This is a genomic window from Pseudomonas sp. SWRI18, from assembly GCF_014268345.1.
Taxonomy (GTDB): domain Bacteria; phylum Pseudomonadota; class Gammaproteobacteria; order Pseudomonadales; family Pseudomonadaceae; genus Aquipseudomonas; species Aquipseudomonas cedrina.
In genome coordinates this window covers 33,675-47,684 of the sequence record NZ_JACCQQ010000017.1, presented here as the reverse complement: position 1 = coordinate 47,684, position 14,010 = coordinate 33,675, and the positions used below count along the sequence as shown (strand labels likewise).

Below are 14,010 nucleotides of genomic sequence, written 5' to 3'. Positions count from 1 at the left end.
TAAAAAGGAGCCTTAACAGTGATCGACACCTTCAACAGAACCGGCCCGCTTATGGAAGCCTCCAGTTACCCCGCCTGGGCTCAGCAATTGATCCAGGACTGTAGCGAGAGCAAGCGTCGAGTTGTTGAGCACGAACTGTACCAGCGCATGCGCGATAACACGCTCAGCGCCAAGACCATGCGCCACTACCTGATCGGTGGCTGGCCTGTGGTGGAACAGTTTGCCTTGTACATGGCACAGAACCTCACCAAGACCAAATTTGCCCGCCATCCCGGTGAAGACATGGCGCGCCGCTGGCTGATGCGCAATATCCGCGTGGAACTCAACCACGCCGATTATTGGGTGCATTGGGCCCGTGCCCACGGTGTGAGCCTGGAAGAGTTGCAGGCCCAGGACGTGCCGCCGGAGTTGCACGCACTGAGCCATTGGTGCTGGCACACAAGTTCCGCCGATTCGCTGATCGTGGCGATTGCCGCGACCAACTATGCAATCGAAGGGGCGACGGGGGAATGGTCCGCCGTGGTGTGTTCCACCGGCGCCTACGCGGCGGCCTTCCCGGAGGAAGAACGCAAGCGTGCGATGAAGTGGCTGAAGATGCACGCCCAGTACGATGACGCGCATCCATGGGAAGCGCTGGAAATCATCTGCACCCTGGCGGGGACGAACCCGACCCAGGCATTGCAGGTAGAGCTGCGCCAGGCCGTGTGCAAGAGCTACGACTACATGTACCTGTTCCTGGAAAGCTGCATGCGCCTGGAGAAAGAAAAGGCACCCGCGGTTGTGCGTGAGCGCCAGGCGCGGGTCGCCAGCGAAGCGTGACGCAAGACGATGGCGGGGTTTCTACCCCGCCATCGCCAAGCGGTTGCGGCCTGCGCGCTTGGCCACGTACAAGGCGCTGTCGGCGCGGCGCAGCAGGCTTTCGGCGGACTCAGCGGCCAGCAAGGTCGAGCAGCCCAGGCTCACCGTCAATTCGATCCGCGTTCCATCCGCCCGATAATCCTGGGCCTGTGTCGCCTGGCGCAGACGTTCACCGATCATCGCCGCCGCGTCCCGGCCGGTGTTGGACAGCAATACCAGGAACTCTTCCCCGCCAAACCGAAACACCATGTCCACGTTGCGCAACTGGCCCTTGATCGCCCCGGCAACGGCACGCAGCACGCTATCGCCAGCGGCGTGGCCGTGGGTGTCGTTGATGGTCTTGAAGTGGTCGATGTCCAGCATCAGCAAGGACAGCGGGTTCAGATGCCGGCGCGCCATGTCGATTTCCCGTTGCAGGGTCTGGTCCATGGCAATGCGGTTGCCGGTCTCGGTCAACGGGTCGCGCAGGGCGCTGCGGGTGGCGGCGCGGTAAAGCAGGGCGTTGCGCATCGGGTAGAGCAGGGTGGCCAGCAGCGATTCAAGCTGGCCGAGTTCTTCGTCCGACAGGCGCTGGTTGCGACGGAAGATCAACTCGCCCAGGTGCTCGCCTTCATGGCTCAGGCTGTAGTTCACCGCATGGTGGCCGCGATGGCCCAGCTCCAGGCGCAGGTCGCTGGCCTGATGGCGGTATTGCAGGGCGTCCAGGGGCACCAGGCGCTGGATCTCACGGAAGAACACCGCGAGGATGCGCTCCGGCTCCAGGCTGGTTTGCAACTGCAGGCCCAGTTGCTGGCGCAGTTGAGTGACCGTGGTGGGGCGGCGCGGCAGGAGGGATGGCTGACCAAATCCCAGGCGTTGCAATTTGGCACTGTCAAAGTCAATTGCGTTGGTCTGGGTAGGTGTTTTCATAAGCGATCGGCCTCTACGCACTTAGCTGTCTTACAGGCTCGATGAGAGTGGCGAGTGCCAGGCGTCTTACTGTTCCTTCAGTTCCGTAAAACATTGGTTACAGTCTAGACCGCTTTGCAATGGGTTATAACCCCTGGGCACCGCCGCACGTCTTGTCATCGCTTGACCTGCTTGAAAAGGGTTAGAGCGAGATTCATGCCAAACGTTTTAATTAAATTAAACGCCTTATAAATCAAGCATCTGCTTTTATCGCAGAAACACAGCACCCGAACTATGACGCCAGTTATTTGGCAAGTAAGGGCCTGATTGCCCCCACTAATAAAAGTACGCATATCTACAAATTCTTGCCGGCACATCTGTAGTGAGCGGGCTTGCCCCGCGCTGGGCTGCGAAGCGGCCCCAATAAATACACCGCCGAGTTCCAGGTAGAACCCGGTCGCCTGGTTTGGGGCGGCTTCGCCACCCAGCGCGGGGCGAGCCCGCTCACTACAAGGTCAGGGGTAAACCAGGGTGGAGCGGTCGATCTGTGCGATGGAGGTGACGCCGGTCAGGGTCATGGCCACGCGCATTTCCTTGGCGAAGATGTCCAGCAGGTTTTCCACGCCGTGCTGGCCATCGGCGGCCAGTGCATAGGCGGTGGCGCGGCCGAGCAGACATGCCTTGGCACCCAGGGCGAGCATGCGCACCACGTCCAGCCCGGAGCGGATGCCGGAGTCCACCAGCACCGTGAGGTCGTCGCCCACCGCGTCGGCGATCGGTGGCAGCGCTTTGGCGGTGGACAGCACGCCGTCCAGCTGGCGGCCGCCATGGTTGGATACCACAATGCCATCGGCGCCGAAACTCACGGCATCCCTGGCGTCCTGGGGGTCGAGGATGCCTTTGATGATCATCGGGCCTTTCCAGAATTCGCGGATCCACTCCAAGTCTTTCCAACTGATCGACGGATCGAAATTGTTCGCCAGCCAGCCGATGTAGTCTTCCAGGTGAGTGGGCTTGCCCAGATACCTGGAAATATTGCCCAGGTCGTGGGGACGGCCCATCAAGCCCACATCAAACGCCCATTGTGGCTTGGTGACGGCCTGCAACATGCGCCGCTGCGCCGCGAACGGCCCGGACATGCCCGAGTGGGCGTCGCGGTAGCGCGCGCCGGGCGTGGGCATATCCACCGTAAACACCAATGTCGTTATGCCCGCCGCCTGGGCTCGCTCCAGCGCGTTGCGCATGAAACCGCGGTCCTTGAGCACGTACAGCTGGAACCAGATGGCTTGCGGGCTTTGTGAAGCCACCTCTTCAATCGGGCACACCGACACTGTCGACAAGCAGAACGGGATGCCTTTGTTCGCCGCCGCCTTCGCCGCCTGCACTTCGCCGCGCCGAGCGTACATGCCGGTCAGGCCCACGGGGCTGAGAATCACCGGCATGTCCAGCGTCTGGCCGAACACCGTGGTCTTCAGGCTCAGGCTGTCCACGTTGCGCAGGATGCGCTGGCGCAGGCTGATCTCGGCCAGGTCCGAACTGTTCGCCCGCATCGTGTGTTCGGCGTAGGCGCCGCCGTCGATGTAGTCGAACAGAAAGCGCGGCAGCTTGCGCTTGGCCGCTGCGCGGTAGTCGGAGGCGGACGAGATGATCATGAAAAAAGGTCTCCACAAGGCAGGGCGGATCAGCATAGGTAAAAATCTGGCATGATAAAAACAACTTTTATCGCTGGCAATTAGTCGCTAAAGGAATACTGATGAACCTGAGAACCTTGAGGGCATTCGTGGAAGTGGTGCGCCAGGGCGGTTTCTCCCAGGCCGCCGAGGTGGTGGCCCTGACTCAATCCACGGTGAGCAAGGCGGTCAAGACCCTCGAAGACGAACTGGGCACGCCGTTGCTCAATCGCCTTGGCCACCGCAACGAACTCACCGCCGCCGGCGAGATCGCCTACCGCCGCGCCCTGGTGCTGCTCGCCGAACATAACGACCTGGTCGCCGAGATCAACGACTTGCGCGGCCTCAAGCGCGGCGTACTGCGCATCGGCCTGCCGCCGGTGGGCTGCGGCGTGCTGTTCGCAACGATGTTTGCCACCTACCGCAGTCGCTACCCGGACATCGACATCGAACTCACCGAATACGGCAGCAAGAAATTGCGTGAATGCCTGGAAGCAGGGGAGGTCGACCTGGCGGCGCTGCTGCTGCCGACAGACGAAGCCTTCGACTACCAACCTGTGCGCAATGAACCGCTGATGGCTGTACTGCCCATCGATCATCCCCTGGCCGGACGCGCGCGCATCGACTTCACCGACCTGGCGGATTCAGCCTTCATCCTGTTTGAAGCCGGCTTTGCCCTGAACGCCAAGATCCTCGCCGCCTGCGAGCGCAAAGGCGTCACGCCAAAAGTGACCGCGCGCAGCGGGCAGATCGACTTTATCGTCGACCTGGTCGCCGCCGGCCTGGGCGTCGCGTTCCTGCCACGCATGCTGGCGCACACGCATCAACACGCTGGCATCGCCCTGATACCCTTGGACGAACCCCACACCGACTGGCACATCGCCCTGGCCTGGCGCGCCAACGCCCACCTGCCGCCCGCTGCCCTGGCCTGGCTGGAGCTGGCCAGGGGACAGGCGATTTCAACCGACCCTCCGGTTTAATCGCGGCCAGGGCCAGAGAAGGCTTGACTTCTCCTTTTCAATCAGTAACATACGGCGCATTCCGCGATAGCTCAGTTGGTAGAGCAAGTGACTGTTAATCACTGGGTCCCTGGTTCGAGTCCAGGTCGTGGAGCCAGATAGCAAGACAAAGAGAAGCCTGCAGCGATGCAGGCTTTTTTTTGCCTTGGATTTTTCGGGGGGATCAAAGCGCACAGCGTGGCCAGCATGAAGCCGTTAAAATAGAACCCAACCCAGCGAGAGAGGTCTGCTCCTTTATCAGAACTGGGGAATACATCGAATGTCCGCGCAAAATAGCCTAGTGATACTTGCTCGGGGAGGCTACGCCGCTCGGGGAGTGCTTTATTTGATCATCGGTATCTTCGCACTGCTGGCAGCACATGATTCGACAAAACCGAAAGACAGCCACAAGAGCCTGGAAGCACTGCTAAGCCAACCATTTGGCTATTTTTTAGTTGGGCTTGTGGTGGCGGGTCTGCTCGCATTTTCGGCTTGGCGCGTCCTGCAAGCTACGCGTGATGTCGATCATCACGGCAAAGAACTCAAAGGCCTGGTGATTCGCGCAGGTCTGTTGGCGGGAGGTATGGTCAACGGCGCTTTAGCGCTTTTTGCATTGAGCCTGCTCATTAGCGGCATTAGAAGTTCGGGTAAATCCAGTGGGCAGGCCAAAGACTGGCTGGCGCATGTTTTGTCTTGGGATCATTCGAATTTGATGGTGTACCTGATCGCACTCGTTCCGCTGGGCGTAGGTATTGCTCACATCATCAAGGGAGCAAAGGCGTCGTTCGAGAAATATTTTGAGGCCGATGAAGACGTCATGCAGTATGTCCGTCCTGTATCTCGATTCGGCCTGGTTGCCCGTGGAGTCGTGTTTCTAGAGATTGCGGTGCTGCTGGCAATCAGCGGCTCCACTTATCAAGCCATGGATCCGCCTGGTATGAAGGAAGCACTGGACGCGCTCCAAAATCTACCAGCTGGTTGGTTGATTTTGATGGTGATGGCATTAGGGCTGATTGCGTTCTCGGTTTACAGCTTCGCTGAAGCCTTCTGGCGCAGGATCAATATGGATGTGCCCGGAATACCGAGACCGTAGCGTGCCAGCAATCGTCGCACCAGTTCGGATCCATGCCGCTCACGCTTAGGGGAATAGAGCAGGCTCATCCTGTATCCACTCATTGGTAAGGCACAGCGCAATGGACAAGATAATCACCGTGGATCAACTGGCTACCACCGACCTTGGATCAATCAACGAGATATGGCTCGGCGGGACTCATGCCCAGCTATGCCTATGGCGTGGCGAACAAGTCTTCACGCACGAAATGCTCAGTGAGGGCACCCACGACCAGAATGTTCAACGCCTGTGTTTGCAGTCAGTCGACCCTGAAGATCGGGCCGCAGTGGCCAGCGTTGAGTTGATCGTGCGCGAACGGCTGAAAAAAATCGAGAAGGAGGGCGAGTTTTATCCGGCTGAGGAGACGGACACTCATCAATAGTCACTCCTGAGCGCTTGAGCGATATTGACCAGACGAATTGAGCACCACTGACTTAGTATAGGGATCCCTTTCGTTAACGAGGTTTTCCATGATGCGACGTCTTGTTCTCGTGGCCCTATTGCTTCAATGCTTCAGCGCGTTGGCGGACGACGCGATTGTGCCGGTCAAAAAGTGGACGTTGCTCGACCAGAATGACAAAGCCTATACCCTCGACGATGATGCCCAGGTGCTGCTGGTGGCCCGCAGCATGGCGGCGGCGAAACTGGTAAACGCCGCCATCGAAGACTCACCCGCCGGCTATCTCGAAGCGCGTCACATGATTTATGTCGCAGACATCGAAAAGATGCCTTCCCTGGTCAAGATGGTGGCTGTGCCGGCGATGCGTTCTGCCAAATACCGGATCCTGCTGGACCGTGATGGCCGGGTCGCCAGTGAGTACAAGGGCGACCGTGATTCGGTTCAATGGCTGACGCTCAAGGGCGGCGCCGTCGTGCAGGAGCAACGGTTCACCGACGGCACGGCGCTCAAGCAGGCCATTGCGCAGCGACCACAGCCTTGATCAGCGGGTGATCGTTGCTTTTTTGAAGACCATCGCCATGAAGCCGGCAATCATGTCGGCATCGTCGAAGACCTGACGCAGGTTGCGCTCGGCGTTGGCCAGGTGCGTATAGAGTTGCTCCCTGACCTTGTCCACGCCGTAGATGGAAACGAAGGTGGACTTACCCACATCCTTGCCCTGGTCCTTGCCGCTGTCCGGGCAGTTGTCACACAGATCGTCATACATCTGGAAAGCCTGCCCCAACTCGAGGGCAAAGTTCTGCAAGACCGCGCGTACGCGTTCGTCGCTGTTGCTGATCAGCCAGGCCATGTCCACGATAGCGCCGAACAAGACCCCCGTTTTGAGCGTGTTGGTCAAGGCGATCTGCTCGGGGCTTCGGGATCGCTGGCCGTCGCGCAGGTCCTGAAACTGTCCACTGACCAGCCCCTTCATGCCCACCGCGTTGGCGGCCAACTCGACGAGTTGGGTCCTGATCGCGGGCGCCAATTCGCTGATGGACGCAATCACACCAAACGCGCGGCTCAGCAACGCGACTGCGGTGAGGATCGCCACGTCCTCGCCGAACTTCAAATGCACGGTTGGCCGGCCGCGCCTGAGCGAAGCGTTGTCCATGCACGGCATGTCGTCGAGTACCAACGACGCGGCGTGGATCAACTCCACCGCGCAGCCCAGGTCCAGGGCGCAGTCGCTTTTATGCCCAAGCCCGTCGGCAATCAGGATCAGCAGGATAGGGCGCATGCGCTTGCCGGGTGCCAACGTGGATTCGCGCATGGCGAGCGCCACCAGGTCGCGCTCGTTGCGGCTTTCGGACAGTAACTCATCCAGGCGCTTCTCGATGGATGCGCGTACCTGAGAAAGGCGCTCGGTAAAACCGAGATCGAGGATGGCGCCGGGTTGCGTGGTCATCGATGTATTTACCTCTACTGGTGCGAATGTGTTGCGAATGGGCGTCCGCACGGGGGGCTTTGAGCTGCCACGCTAAAAGTTGGGAACGACTGGGCATCGGAGGTGCCTCAGTCTTAGCCGCAAAAAACTTATGCGCTCATCACTTCTTTGTATAAGTTATCTTAGTAGCTGACAGTGTCGAGCACAAAATGATTCAAGCAATGTGGGGCTTGTAATGAGTGACAACGATCTGAGTAGACGCAAGGACGATCACCTGGACATCGTGCTCAACGCAAGCGCCTGCCCAAGCGGCATCGGCACAGGCTTCGATGCCTTGCAATTTGAACACTGTGCGTTGCCTGAGCTGGACCTCGACGCCATCGACTTGAGCGGCGGGCTGGTCGGCAGAACGTTGCGCGCACCCTTGCTGATCAGTTCCATGACGGGCGGCGCCGAGCGTTCCACTGCCATCAACCGCCATCTGGCCGAGGCGGCCCAGGCGCTTGGCATCGCCATGGGCGTCGGCTCGCAGCGGGTGGGACTGCGCAGTGGCAACGACCAAGGCCTGACCCGCGAGCTGCGCCGTCTGGCGCCAGACATTGCGTTGCTGGGCAATATCGGCGCCGCGCAATTACTGGAGCGCGATGGCCTCGACCTGGCGCGCCGGTCGGTGGACACGCTGCAGGCCGACGCCTTGATCATTCATCTCAACCCGCTGCAGGAAGCGGTGCAGGCCGAAGGCGACCGCAATTGGTGCGGGGTGCTGGAGGCCATCCGGCGCACCGTGGAAACCGTCGGGGTGCCTGTTGTGGTGAAGGAGGTCGGTGCCGGGATCTCGGCGCAGGTCGCGTTGGCGCTGGCCGGTGCCGGCGTGCAGGTTATCGACATCGCGGGGCTGGGCGGTACGAGTTGGGCCGCGGTCGAAGCTGCCCGCGCCGTGCGGCCGCAGGATCGACGGGTAGCCGAAGCCTTCGCCGGCTGGGGCATACCGACCGCCACCAGCCTGCAAAACGTTCGGCGCGCATTGCCCGGCATGCCCTTGATTGCCTCTGGCGGCATCCGCAACGGCGTCGACGCGGCCAAGGCCATCTGCCTGGGCGCCGATGTGATTGGCCAGGCGGCAGGCGTTCTGCGCGAGGCCACCCTGTCGACGGCGGCGGTCATCGAGCATTTCGACATCGTCATCAGGCAGCTGCGCATTGCCTGCTTCTGCACCGGCTCGGCCAACCTTGCAGCGTTGCGGCGAGCTCGCCTGTTATCCACCACCCCTTCATTGCCCCTGCGCCCATGAGTCATTTCGCTGTCGTCGCGCCGGCGTTCTATAGCCATTTCCAGGCGTTCCAGGCGTTGGCGTCGGCGTTGATCGACCGTGGTCATCGCGTCACGTTTTTTCAGCAGGCCGATGCGCGCCGCTGGCTCACCGACCCTCGTGTGGGGTTTCACACCCTGGGCGCCGCGAGCCATCCGCCAGGCAGCCTCGCCGGCGTGTTACGCCGGGCAGCGACGTCAAACAATCCTCTGCGGCTGCGTGGCGTGATTCGCGATTTGTGCGCGACCACCCGCATGCTGTGCCGTGAATTGCCCCAGGCGCTGACTCAGAACCGCATCGATGCGCTGCTGTGCGACCAGATGGAAGCCGCCGGTGGCCTGGTGGCGGAGGCGTTGGACGTGCCGTTCATTTCCGTGGCCTGTGCACTGCCGGTCAACCGCGAGCCTGGCATTGCGTTGGCCGTCATGCCGTTTGCCTATGGCACGGACGAGCGCAGCCGACGCCTCTACGAAGGCAGCCAGCGGGTGTATGACTGGTTGATGCAGCCGTTGCGCGACGTGATCCGCGCGGCCTGCCGGGAGTTTGCGATTGAGCCCCGCGATGCCCTTCACCAGTGTCTTTCGCCTTACGCGCAAATCAGCCAGACGATTGTCGGGTTCGACCTCCCGCGCCAGCAGTTGCCTGCGACCTTTCACGCCGTCGGCCCGTTACGAACGCCCGAGCATCAGGCGCCAGGCGAGTGGGTCATCGACCCTGCACGCCCATTTATCTTCGCCAGCCTGGGCACCTTGCAAGGTGGACGCATGGATATGTTCCGCCAGATCGCCAAGGCCTGCGCACGGCTCGACGCGCAATTAATGGTCGCCCATTGCGGCGGCCTGGACCCTGCGCAGCAAGCACGCCTCAAGCGCGGCGGGGCAACCTGGGTCGTGGATTTTGCGCCGCAACAGTGGGTCCTCGACAAGGCGGATGCGGTGGTCACCCATGGCGGCCTGAACACGGTGATGGACGCGATCAAGGCCCGCACACCGGTGTTGGTCATGCCCATTGGTTTTGATCAACCGGGCGTGGCTGCGCGGGTCAGCCACGCCGGCGTGGGCCTGAACCTGAGCCGGCGCGCGCGCGCACCGAGGATTCATGACGCGTTGGCTCGGCTGCTCGACCATCCCCTCAAACCTTTGCACCGGCTGGCGGCACAATTGGACCAGGCGGGCGGCACGCAACGGGCGGCCGATATCATCGAAACGGTTGTGCGCACCGGCAGGCCCGTCTGCGCGGAGACCTTGCCATGACCTACGACTTGATATTGGCCGGCGGCGGTCTGGCCAATGGCTTGATCGCCTGGCGACTCAAGCAACTGCGGCCTGAATTGAACGTGCTGTGCATCGAAGAGCAAGCCAGCATTGGCGGCAATCACACCTGGTCGTTCCATGACGGTGACCTGAGCCCGCCCCAGCATCAGTGGATCGAACCGTTGGTGGTGCGCCGTTGGCCATGCTACGACGTGCATTTCCCGGCGCGGTCGCGGCGTCTTTCTTCCGGGTACGCCAGCATCACTTCCGAGCGTTTTGCCGAGGTGATCCAGGCCGCGCTCGGTGACAACCTGCGCACTGGCCAGCGCCTTACACAGGTGACACCGCAGTCAGTCACCCTCGCCACCGGCGAGACGCTTGCGGCCCAGGCGGTCATCGACGGCCGTGGCGTGCGGGAGAGTGAGCAGATGGTGCTCGGGCGCCAGGCATTTCTCGGCCAACTGCTGCAATTGCACGCACCCCATGGCCTCGAAGCACCGATCATCATGGACGCTCGAGTGGCCCAGGGGCAGGGCTATCGTTTCGTGTATGTGCTGCCGTTCAGCGCGGACACGCTGTTGATTGAAGACACTCATTACGTGGATCGCCAGGCCTTGTCCGCCGACCAGCTTCGCGCCCACATCGCCGACTATGTCAGCGAGCAAGGCTGGAGCGTCGCCGCCTGCCTGCGTGAAGAGGAGGGCGTGTTGCCCATCACCCTGGCGGGCGATTTCACGCAGTTCTGGCGTGAAGCGAACGGACAGCCGCTATCCGGCCTGCGCGCCGGTTTATTCCACTGCACCACCGGCTACTCGTTGCCCCATGCCGTGCGCCTGGCTGACAGGATTGCACAACAACGCGACCTGAATGCGCACGCGCTCGATAAAAGCATACGAGCCTTCGCCCATCAGGCCTGGCGCCGCCAGCGCTTCTACCGCCTGCTCAATCGCATGCTGTTTCTGGCCGGGCAACCTGAGGACCGGTGGCGGGTGATGCAGCGTTTCTATGGCCTTCCCGAAGGCTTGATCAGCCGCTTTTACGCCGGCAACAGCAGCGTTGCAGACAAACTGCGGGTGGTCTCCGGCAGCCCGCCCGTGCCGGTCATCGAAGCCTTGCACGCGATGCGCCGTTACCTGCCCAGACACTACGAGAATCGAGAATGACCGACGAAAAAAAGGCCATCGTGATTGGCGCCGGATTTGGCGGGCTTGCCTTGGCAATCCGGCTCCAGGCTGCCGGCGTACAAACGACCTTGTTGGAAAAACGCGACAAGCCCGGCGGCCGCGCTTACGTGTATCACGATGAAGGGTTCACCTTCGACGCGGGCCCGACGGTGATCACCGACCCGACGGCGATCGAGGCGCTGTTCACGGCTGCCGGTCGAAGGATGGCCGACTACGTCGAGTTGCTTCCCGTGGCGCCGTTCTACCAGCTGTGTTGGGAGGATGGCTCGCGGTTTGATTACGCCAACGACCAGGCGGCGCTGGATCGTCAGATCGCCCAGTTCAACCCACGTGACGTGGCAGGCTATCAACGCTTCCTGGCGTACTCCAAGGCAGTGTTCCACGAGGGCTATCTGAAGCTGGGCGCGGTGCCGTTCCTGTCGTTTCGCGACATGATCCAGGCCGGGCCGCAACTTGCCCGGCTGCAGGCCTGGCGCAGCGTGTACGCCAAGGTATCGAGCTTTATCGAAGACGAGAGGCTGCGCCAGGCGTTCTCGTTTCACTCGCTGCTGGTGGGCGGCAATCCGTTTGCCACGTCGTCGATCTATACGCTCATTCATGCGCTTGAGCGCGAGTGGGGCGTGTGGTTTCCCCGCGGCGGTACCGGCGCGTTGGTGAACGGGCTGGTCAGGCTGTTTGAGGACATCGGCGGGCGCGTTGAACTCAATGCCGACGTGTCCAGCATTGAGGTGGCCAATGACCGCGCCACCGGTGTGCGCCTTGAGGACGGACGACAATTCCACGCCGACTGCGTCGCCTCCAACGCGGATGTGGTGCACACCTATGCCCGGTTGCTGGGCGCTCATCCCCGAGGAGCGCAGGAAAGCACTCGCCTCAAGGGCAAGCGCTTCAGCAACTCGCTGTTTGTGATTCACTTCGGGCTCAAGCGCCCGCAGCCTCAGTTGCAGCACCACACCGTGTGCTTCGGTCCGCGTTATCGCGCGCTGATCCAGGAGATCTTCAAGGGCAAGGCACTGGCCGAGGATTTTTCGCTGTACCTGCATGCACCCTGCATCACAGACCCAAGCCTTGCACCACCGGGCTGCTCCAGCCACTACGTGCTGTCCCCCGTGCCGCACTTGGGCAATGCGCCGATTGATTGGGACGTCGAAGGGCCGCGCTATCGGGATCGGATTTTCGACTACCTCGAAAAGCACTACATACCAGGGCTGCGCGAGGATCTGGTCACCTGTCGTATCTTCACGCCGACGGATTTTCAACACGAACTGAACGCGCACTTGGGCTCTGCATTTTCCCTCGAGCCCATCCTCACCCAAAGCGCCTGGTTCCGCCCGCACAACCGTGACGCCAAACTTTGCAATGTCTACCTGGTCGGCGCGGGCACCCATCCGGGCGCCGGCGTGCCTGGCGTGATTGGTTCCGCCAAAGCCACTGCGGGATTGATGCTGGAGGACCTGCACCAGTGATGGCTATTCAAGGTGATGATCAGACGCTGCTCGACCATGCGACCCGAAGCATCGCCGTCGGCTCCAAGAGTTTCGCGGCGGCGTCGCGGCTGTTCGACCCGGCCACGCGTCGCAGCGCCGTGATGCTGTATGCCTGGTGTCGACATTGCGACGACGTGATCGATGGCCAGGAGGCGGGCCATTCAGCAACGCCCGTTGGGCAGGACGACGTCAATCAGCGGCTCGCCGCGCTGATTGCCCAGACGCACGCGGTATTCGCCGGCCAGCCCGTCGAGACCGAGGCGTTCGCGGCGTTTCGCGAAGTGGTGATCCGTCATCGCCTGCACGAGACGTATGCGTTGGAACATCTGTCCGGGTTCGCGATGGACGTTCAACAACGCCACTATCAGCGCATCGAGGACACGCTGGACTACTGCTACCACGTTGCCGGCGTGGTCGGGCTGATGATGGCGCAAGTCATGGGCGTGAGCGACGAACAGACCCTGGACCGCGCGTGTGACCTGGGTATGGGCTTTCAATTGACCAACATCGCCCGGGACATCGTCGAGGACGCAGGCATGGGCCGCTGCTATCTGCCGCGAGAGTGGCTGGACGAATTCGCAATACCGCAGCAGCACCTGGCCGAGCCTGAGTATCGAGCAGCCCTGGCCGTACTGGCGCAGCGCCTTGTCGACAGGGCGGAGCCTTTCTACGTCAGCGCCGAAGCGGGTTTGACCGCCTTGCCGTGGCGCTCGGCCTGGGCAGTGGCGACGGCCAGCGGGGTTTACCGGGAGATCGGTATCAAGGTCAAGCAGCGCGGCAGCAAGGCCTGGGACACGCGCGTCTCGACCTCCAAGCTCGATAAGCTCCGCCTGGTGCTGGCGGGGCTCTGGCGCGCCATCAAGTCCCGTGGCCGCCGCTGGCCGGATCGACCCGCTGATTTTTGGCAGCGTCCCCGTCACGCTTTTCCAACGGGCCGCCATGCAGCGCGCGAAGCTGGCGCCGAAGTGTCGAAATAGACGGCGCGTACAAAAAACCGAAAGAGACGCACCCGGCCTTGCCGGGAACGGCGTGGTGCATCCGATGCGCCTGGTAAAGGCGCTTCAGATAGCCGTTTCTCGGCACGTACCGTAACGGCCAGCGCTTGTGCACCAGGCCGTCGTGGGCGAGGAAGTACAGAAAACCGTACGCCGTCATGCCTGCGCCGATCCACTCAAGCGGGTGCACGCCCTGGTTGCCGAGGGCAATCAGCACGATGGCGAACAGCGCGAACACCACCGCATACAGATCATTCTTCTCGAACCATCCCGTGCGGGGTTCATGGTGAGAACGATGCCACCCCCAACCCCATCCGTGCATCACGTACTTATGGGCGACGAACGCGAAGCCTTCCATGCCGATCAGCGTGGTCAGGAACACCAGAGCGTTGAATATCATTTGATTCACTCATGATAAGTCAGCTGTTCAG

The 14,010-nt window shown here is 61.6% G+C and carries 14 protein-coding genes and 1 tRNA gene; 11 read left to right on the top strand and 4 right to left on the bottom strand.

Going from position 1 to position 14,010, the window contains the following annotated elements:
- Positions 1-18 precede the first annotated feature (18 nt).
- Positions 19-819, top strand: coding sequence for an iron-containing redox enzyme family protein (locus H0Z09_RS18565; RefSeq protein ID WP_186692240.1), 801 nt, complete (start codon positions 19-21; stop codon positions 817-819).
- Positions 820-840: 21 nt separating this feature from the next.
- On the opposite strand, the gene H0Z09_RS18560 is transcribed toward H0Z09_RS18565, so the two are convergent.
- Together H0Z09_RS18560 and lldD are read right to left on the bottom strand one after the other, a co-directional pair.
- Positions 841-1,767: a GGDEF domain-containing protein gene (locus H0Z09_RS18560; protein WP_186692238.1), complete on the bottom strand. Its 927-nt coding sequence runs from the start codon at positions 1,765-1,767 to the stop codon at positions 841-843.
- Positions 1,768-2,261: 494 nt separating this feature from the next.
- On the bottom strand, positions 2,262-3,398 hold the full coding sequence (gene lldD, locus H0Z09_RS18555; protein WP_186692236.1) for an FMN-dependent L-lactate dehydrogenase LldD: 1,137 nt from the start codon (positions 3,396-3,398) through the stop codon (positions 2,262-2,264).
- Positions 3,399-3,499: 101 nt separating this feature from the next.
- Between lldD and H0Z09_RS18550 the strand changes: the two genes are divergently transcribed.
- The 5 genes from H0Z09_RS18550 (at position 3,500) to H0Z09_RS18530 (ending at position 6,466) form a co-directional block, all read left to right on the top strand.
- Positions 3,500-4,396 (top strand): LysR family transcriptional regulator, encoded by an 897-nt coding sequence (locus H0Z09_RS18550; protein ID WP_186692227.1) that lies wholly within the window; start codon positions 3,500-3,502, stop codon positions 4,394-4,396.
- Between the two features lie 60 nt (positions 4,397-4,456).
- A tRNA-Asn gene (locus H0Z09_RS18545) sits at positions 4,457-4,532 on the top strand.
- Between the two features lie 162 nt (positions 4,533-4,694).
- The gene (locus tag H0Z09_RS18540; RefSeq protein ID WP_186692225.1) at positions 4,695-5,507 is read left to right on the top strand and encodes a DUF1206 domain-containing protein; all 813 of its coding nucleotides are present in this window, start codon (positions 4,695-4,697) and stop codon (positions 5,505-5,507) included.
- Between the two features lie 100 nt (positions 5,508-5,607).
- Entirely contained in the window at positions 5,608-5,907 is a 300-nt protein-coding gene (locus H0Z09_RS18535; protein ID WP_186692223.1) for a hypothetical protein, read from the top strand.
- Positions 5,908-5,998: 91 nt separating this feature from the next.
- Entirely contained in the window at positions 5,999-6,466 is a 468-nt protein-coding gene (locus H0Z09_RS18530; RefSeq protein ID WP_186692399.1) for a hypothetical protein, read from the top strand.
- On the opposite strand, the gene H0Z09_RS18525 is transcribed toward H0Z09_RS18530, so the two are convergent.
- Entirely contained in the window at positions 6,467-7,372 is a 906-nt protein-coding gene (locus H0Z09_RS18525; RefSeq protein WP_186692221.1) for a polyprenyl synthetase family protein, read from the bottom strand.
- A gap of 214 nt (positions 7,373-7,586) precedes the next feature.
- On the opposite strand from H0Z09_RS18525, the gene fni reads away from it, so the two are divergent.
- The 5 genes from fni to H0Z09_RS18500 are packed head-to-tail and all read left to right on the top strand — an operon-like array spanning position 7,587 to position 13,561.
- On the top strand, positions 7,587-8,642 hold the full coding sequence (gene fni / locus H0Z09_RS18520; RefSeq protein ID WP_186692219.1) for a type 2 isopentenyl-diphosphate Delta-isomerase: 1,056 nt from the start codon (positions 7,587-7,589) through the stop codon (positions 8,640-8,642).
- Complete coding sequence (locus H0Z09_RS18515) at positions 8,639-9,913, top strand: glycosyltransferase (RefSeq protein WP_186692217.1); 1,275 nt, start codon at positions 8,639-8,641, stop codon at positions 9,911-9,913. Before fni ends, H0Z09_RS18515 begins: the two co-directional genes overlap by 4 nt.
- On the top strand, positions 9,910-11,076 hold the full coding sequence (gene crtY, locus H0Z09_RS18510) for a lycopene beta-cyclase CrtY (RefSeq protein ID WP_186692215.1): 1,167 nt from the start codon (positions 9,910-9,912) through the stop codon (positions 11,074-11,076). The genes H0Z09_RS18515 and crtY overlap by 4 nt, the downstream gene beginning before the upstream one ends.
- Positions 11,073-12,563, top strand: coding sequence for a phytoene desaturase (locus tag H0Z09_RS18505; RefSeq protein WP_186692213.1), 1,491 nt, complete (start codon positions 11,073-11,075; stop codon positions 12,561-12,563). The genes crtY and H0Z09_RS18505 overlap by 4 nt, the downstream gene beginning before the upstream one ends.
- A complete protein-coding gene (locus tag H0Z09_RS18500) occupies positions 12,563-13,561 on the top strand; it encodes a phytoene/squalene synthase family protein (protein ID WP_186692211.1) in 999 nt (332 codons plus the stop codon). Before H0Z09_RS18505 ends, H0Z09_RS18500 begins: the two co-directional genes overlap by 1 nt.
- Here H0Z09_RS18500 and H0Z09_RS18495 read toward each other — a convergent pair.
- Positions 13,443-13,979 (bottom strand): sterol desaturase family protein, encoded by a 537-nt coding sequence (locus H0Z09_RS18495; protein WP_186692209.1) that lies wholly within the window; start codon positions 13,977-13,979, stop codon positions 13,443-13,445. The genes H0Z09_RS18500 and H0Z09_RS18495 overlap by 119 nt on opposite strands.
- Between the last annotated feature and the right edge of the window lie 31 nt (positions 13,980-14,010).

Excerpts from the sequence above, each read along its gene's own strand:
- H0Z09_RS18515 (WP_186692217.1), top strand. The coding sequence starts at position 8,639 with ATGAGTCATTTCGCTGTCGTCGCGCCGGCGTTCTATAGCCATTTCCAG.
- fni (WP_186692219.1), top strand. The coding sequence starts at position 7,587 with ATGAGTGACAACGATCTGAGTAGACGCAAGGACGATCACCTGGACATC.
- H0Z09_RS18500 (WP_186692211.1), top strand. The coding sequence starts at position 12,563 with ATGGCTATTCAAGGTGATGATCAGACGCTGCTCGACCATGCGACCCGA.
- H0Z09_RS18540 (WP_186692225.1), top strand. The coding sequence starts at position 4,695 with ATGTCCGCGCAAAATAGCCTAGTGATACTTGCTCGGGGAGGCTACGCC.
- H0Z09_RS18495 (WP_186692209.1), bottom strand. The coding sequence starts at position 13,979 with ATGATATTCAACGCTCTGGTGTTCCTGACCACGCTGATCGGCATGGAA.
- lldD (WP_186692236.1), bottom strand. The coding sequence starts at position 3,398 with ATGATCATCTCGTCCGCCTCCGACTACCGCGCAGCGGCCAAGCGCAAG.
- H0Z09_RS18525 (WP_186692221.1), bottom strand. The coding sequence starts at position 7,372 with ATGACCACGCAACCCGGCGCCATCCTCGATCTCGGTTTTACCGAGCGC.
- H0Z09_RS18505 (WP_186692213.1), top strand. The coding sequence starts at position 11,073 with ATGACCGACGAAAAAAAGGCCATCGTGATTGGCGCCGGATTTGGCGGG.
- H0Z09_RS18550 (WP_186692227.1), top strand. The coding sequence starts at position 3,500 with ATGAACCTGAGAACCTTGAGGGCATTCGTGGAAGTGGTGCGCCAGGGC.
- H0Z09_RS18535 (WP_186692223.1), top strand. The coding sequence starts at position 5,608 with ATGGACAAGATAATCACCGTGGATCAACTGGCTACCACCGACCTTGGA.
- crtY (WP_186692215.1), top strand. The coding sequence starts at position 9,910 with ATGACCTACGACTTGATATTGGCCGGCGGCGGTCTGGCCAATGGCTTG.
- H0Z09_RS18560 (WP_186692238.1), bottom strand. The coding sequence starts at position 1,767 with ATGAAAACACCTACCCAGACCAACGCAATTGACTTTGACAGTGCCAAA.
- H0Z09_RS18530 (WP_186692399.1), top strand. The coding sequence starts at position 5,999 with ATGCGACGTCTTGTTCTCGTGGCCCTATTGCTTCAATGCTTCAGCGCG.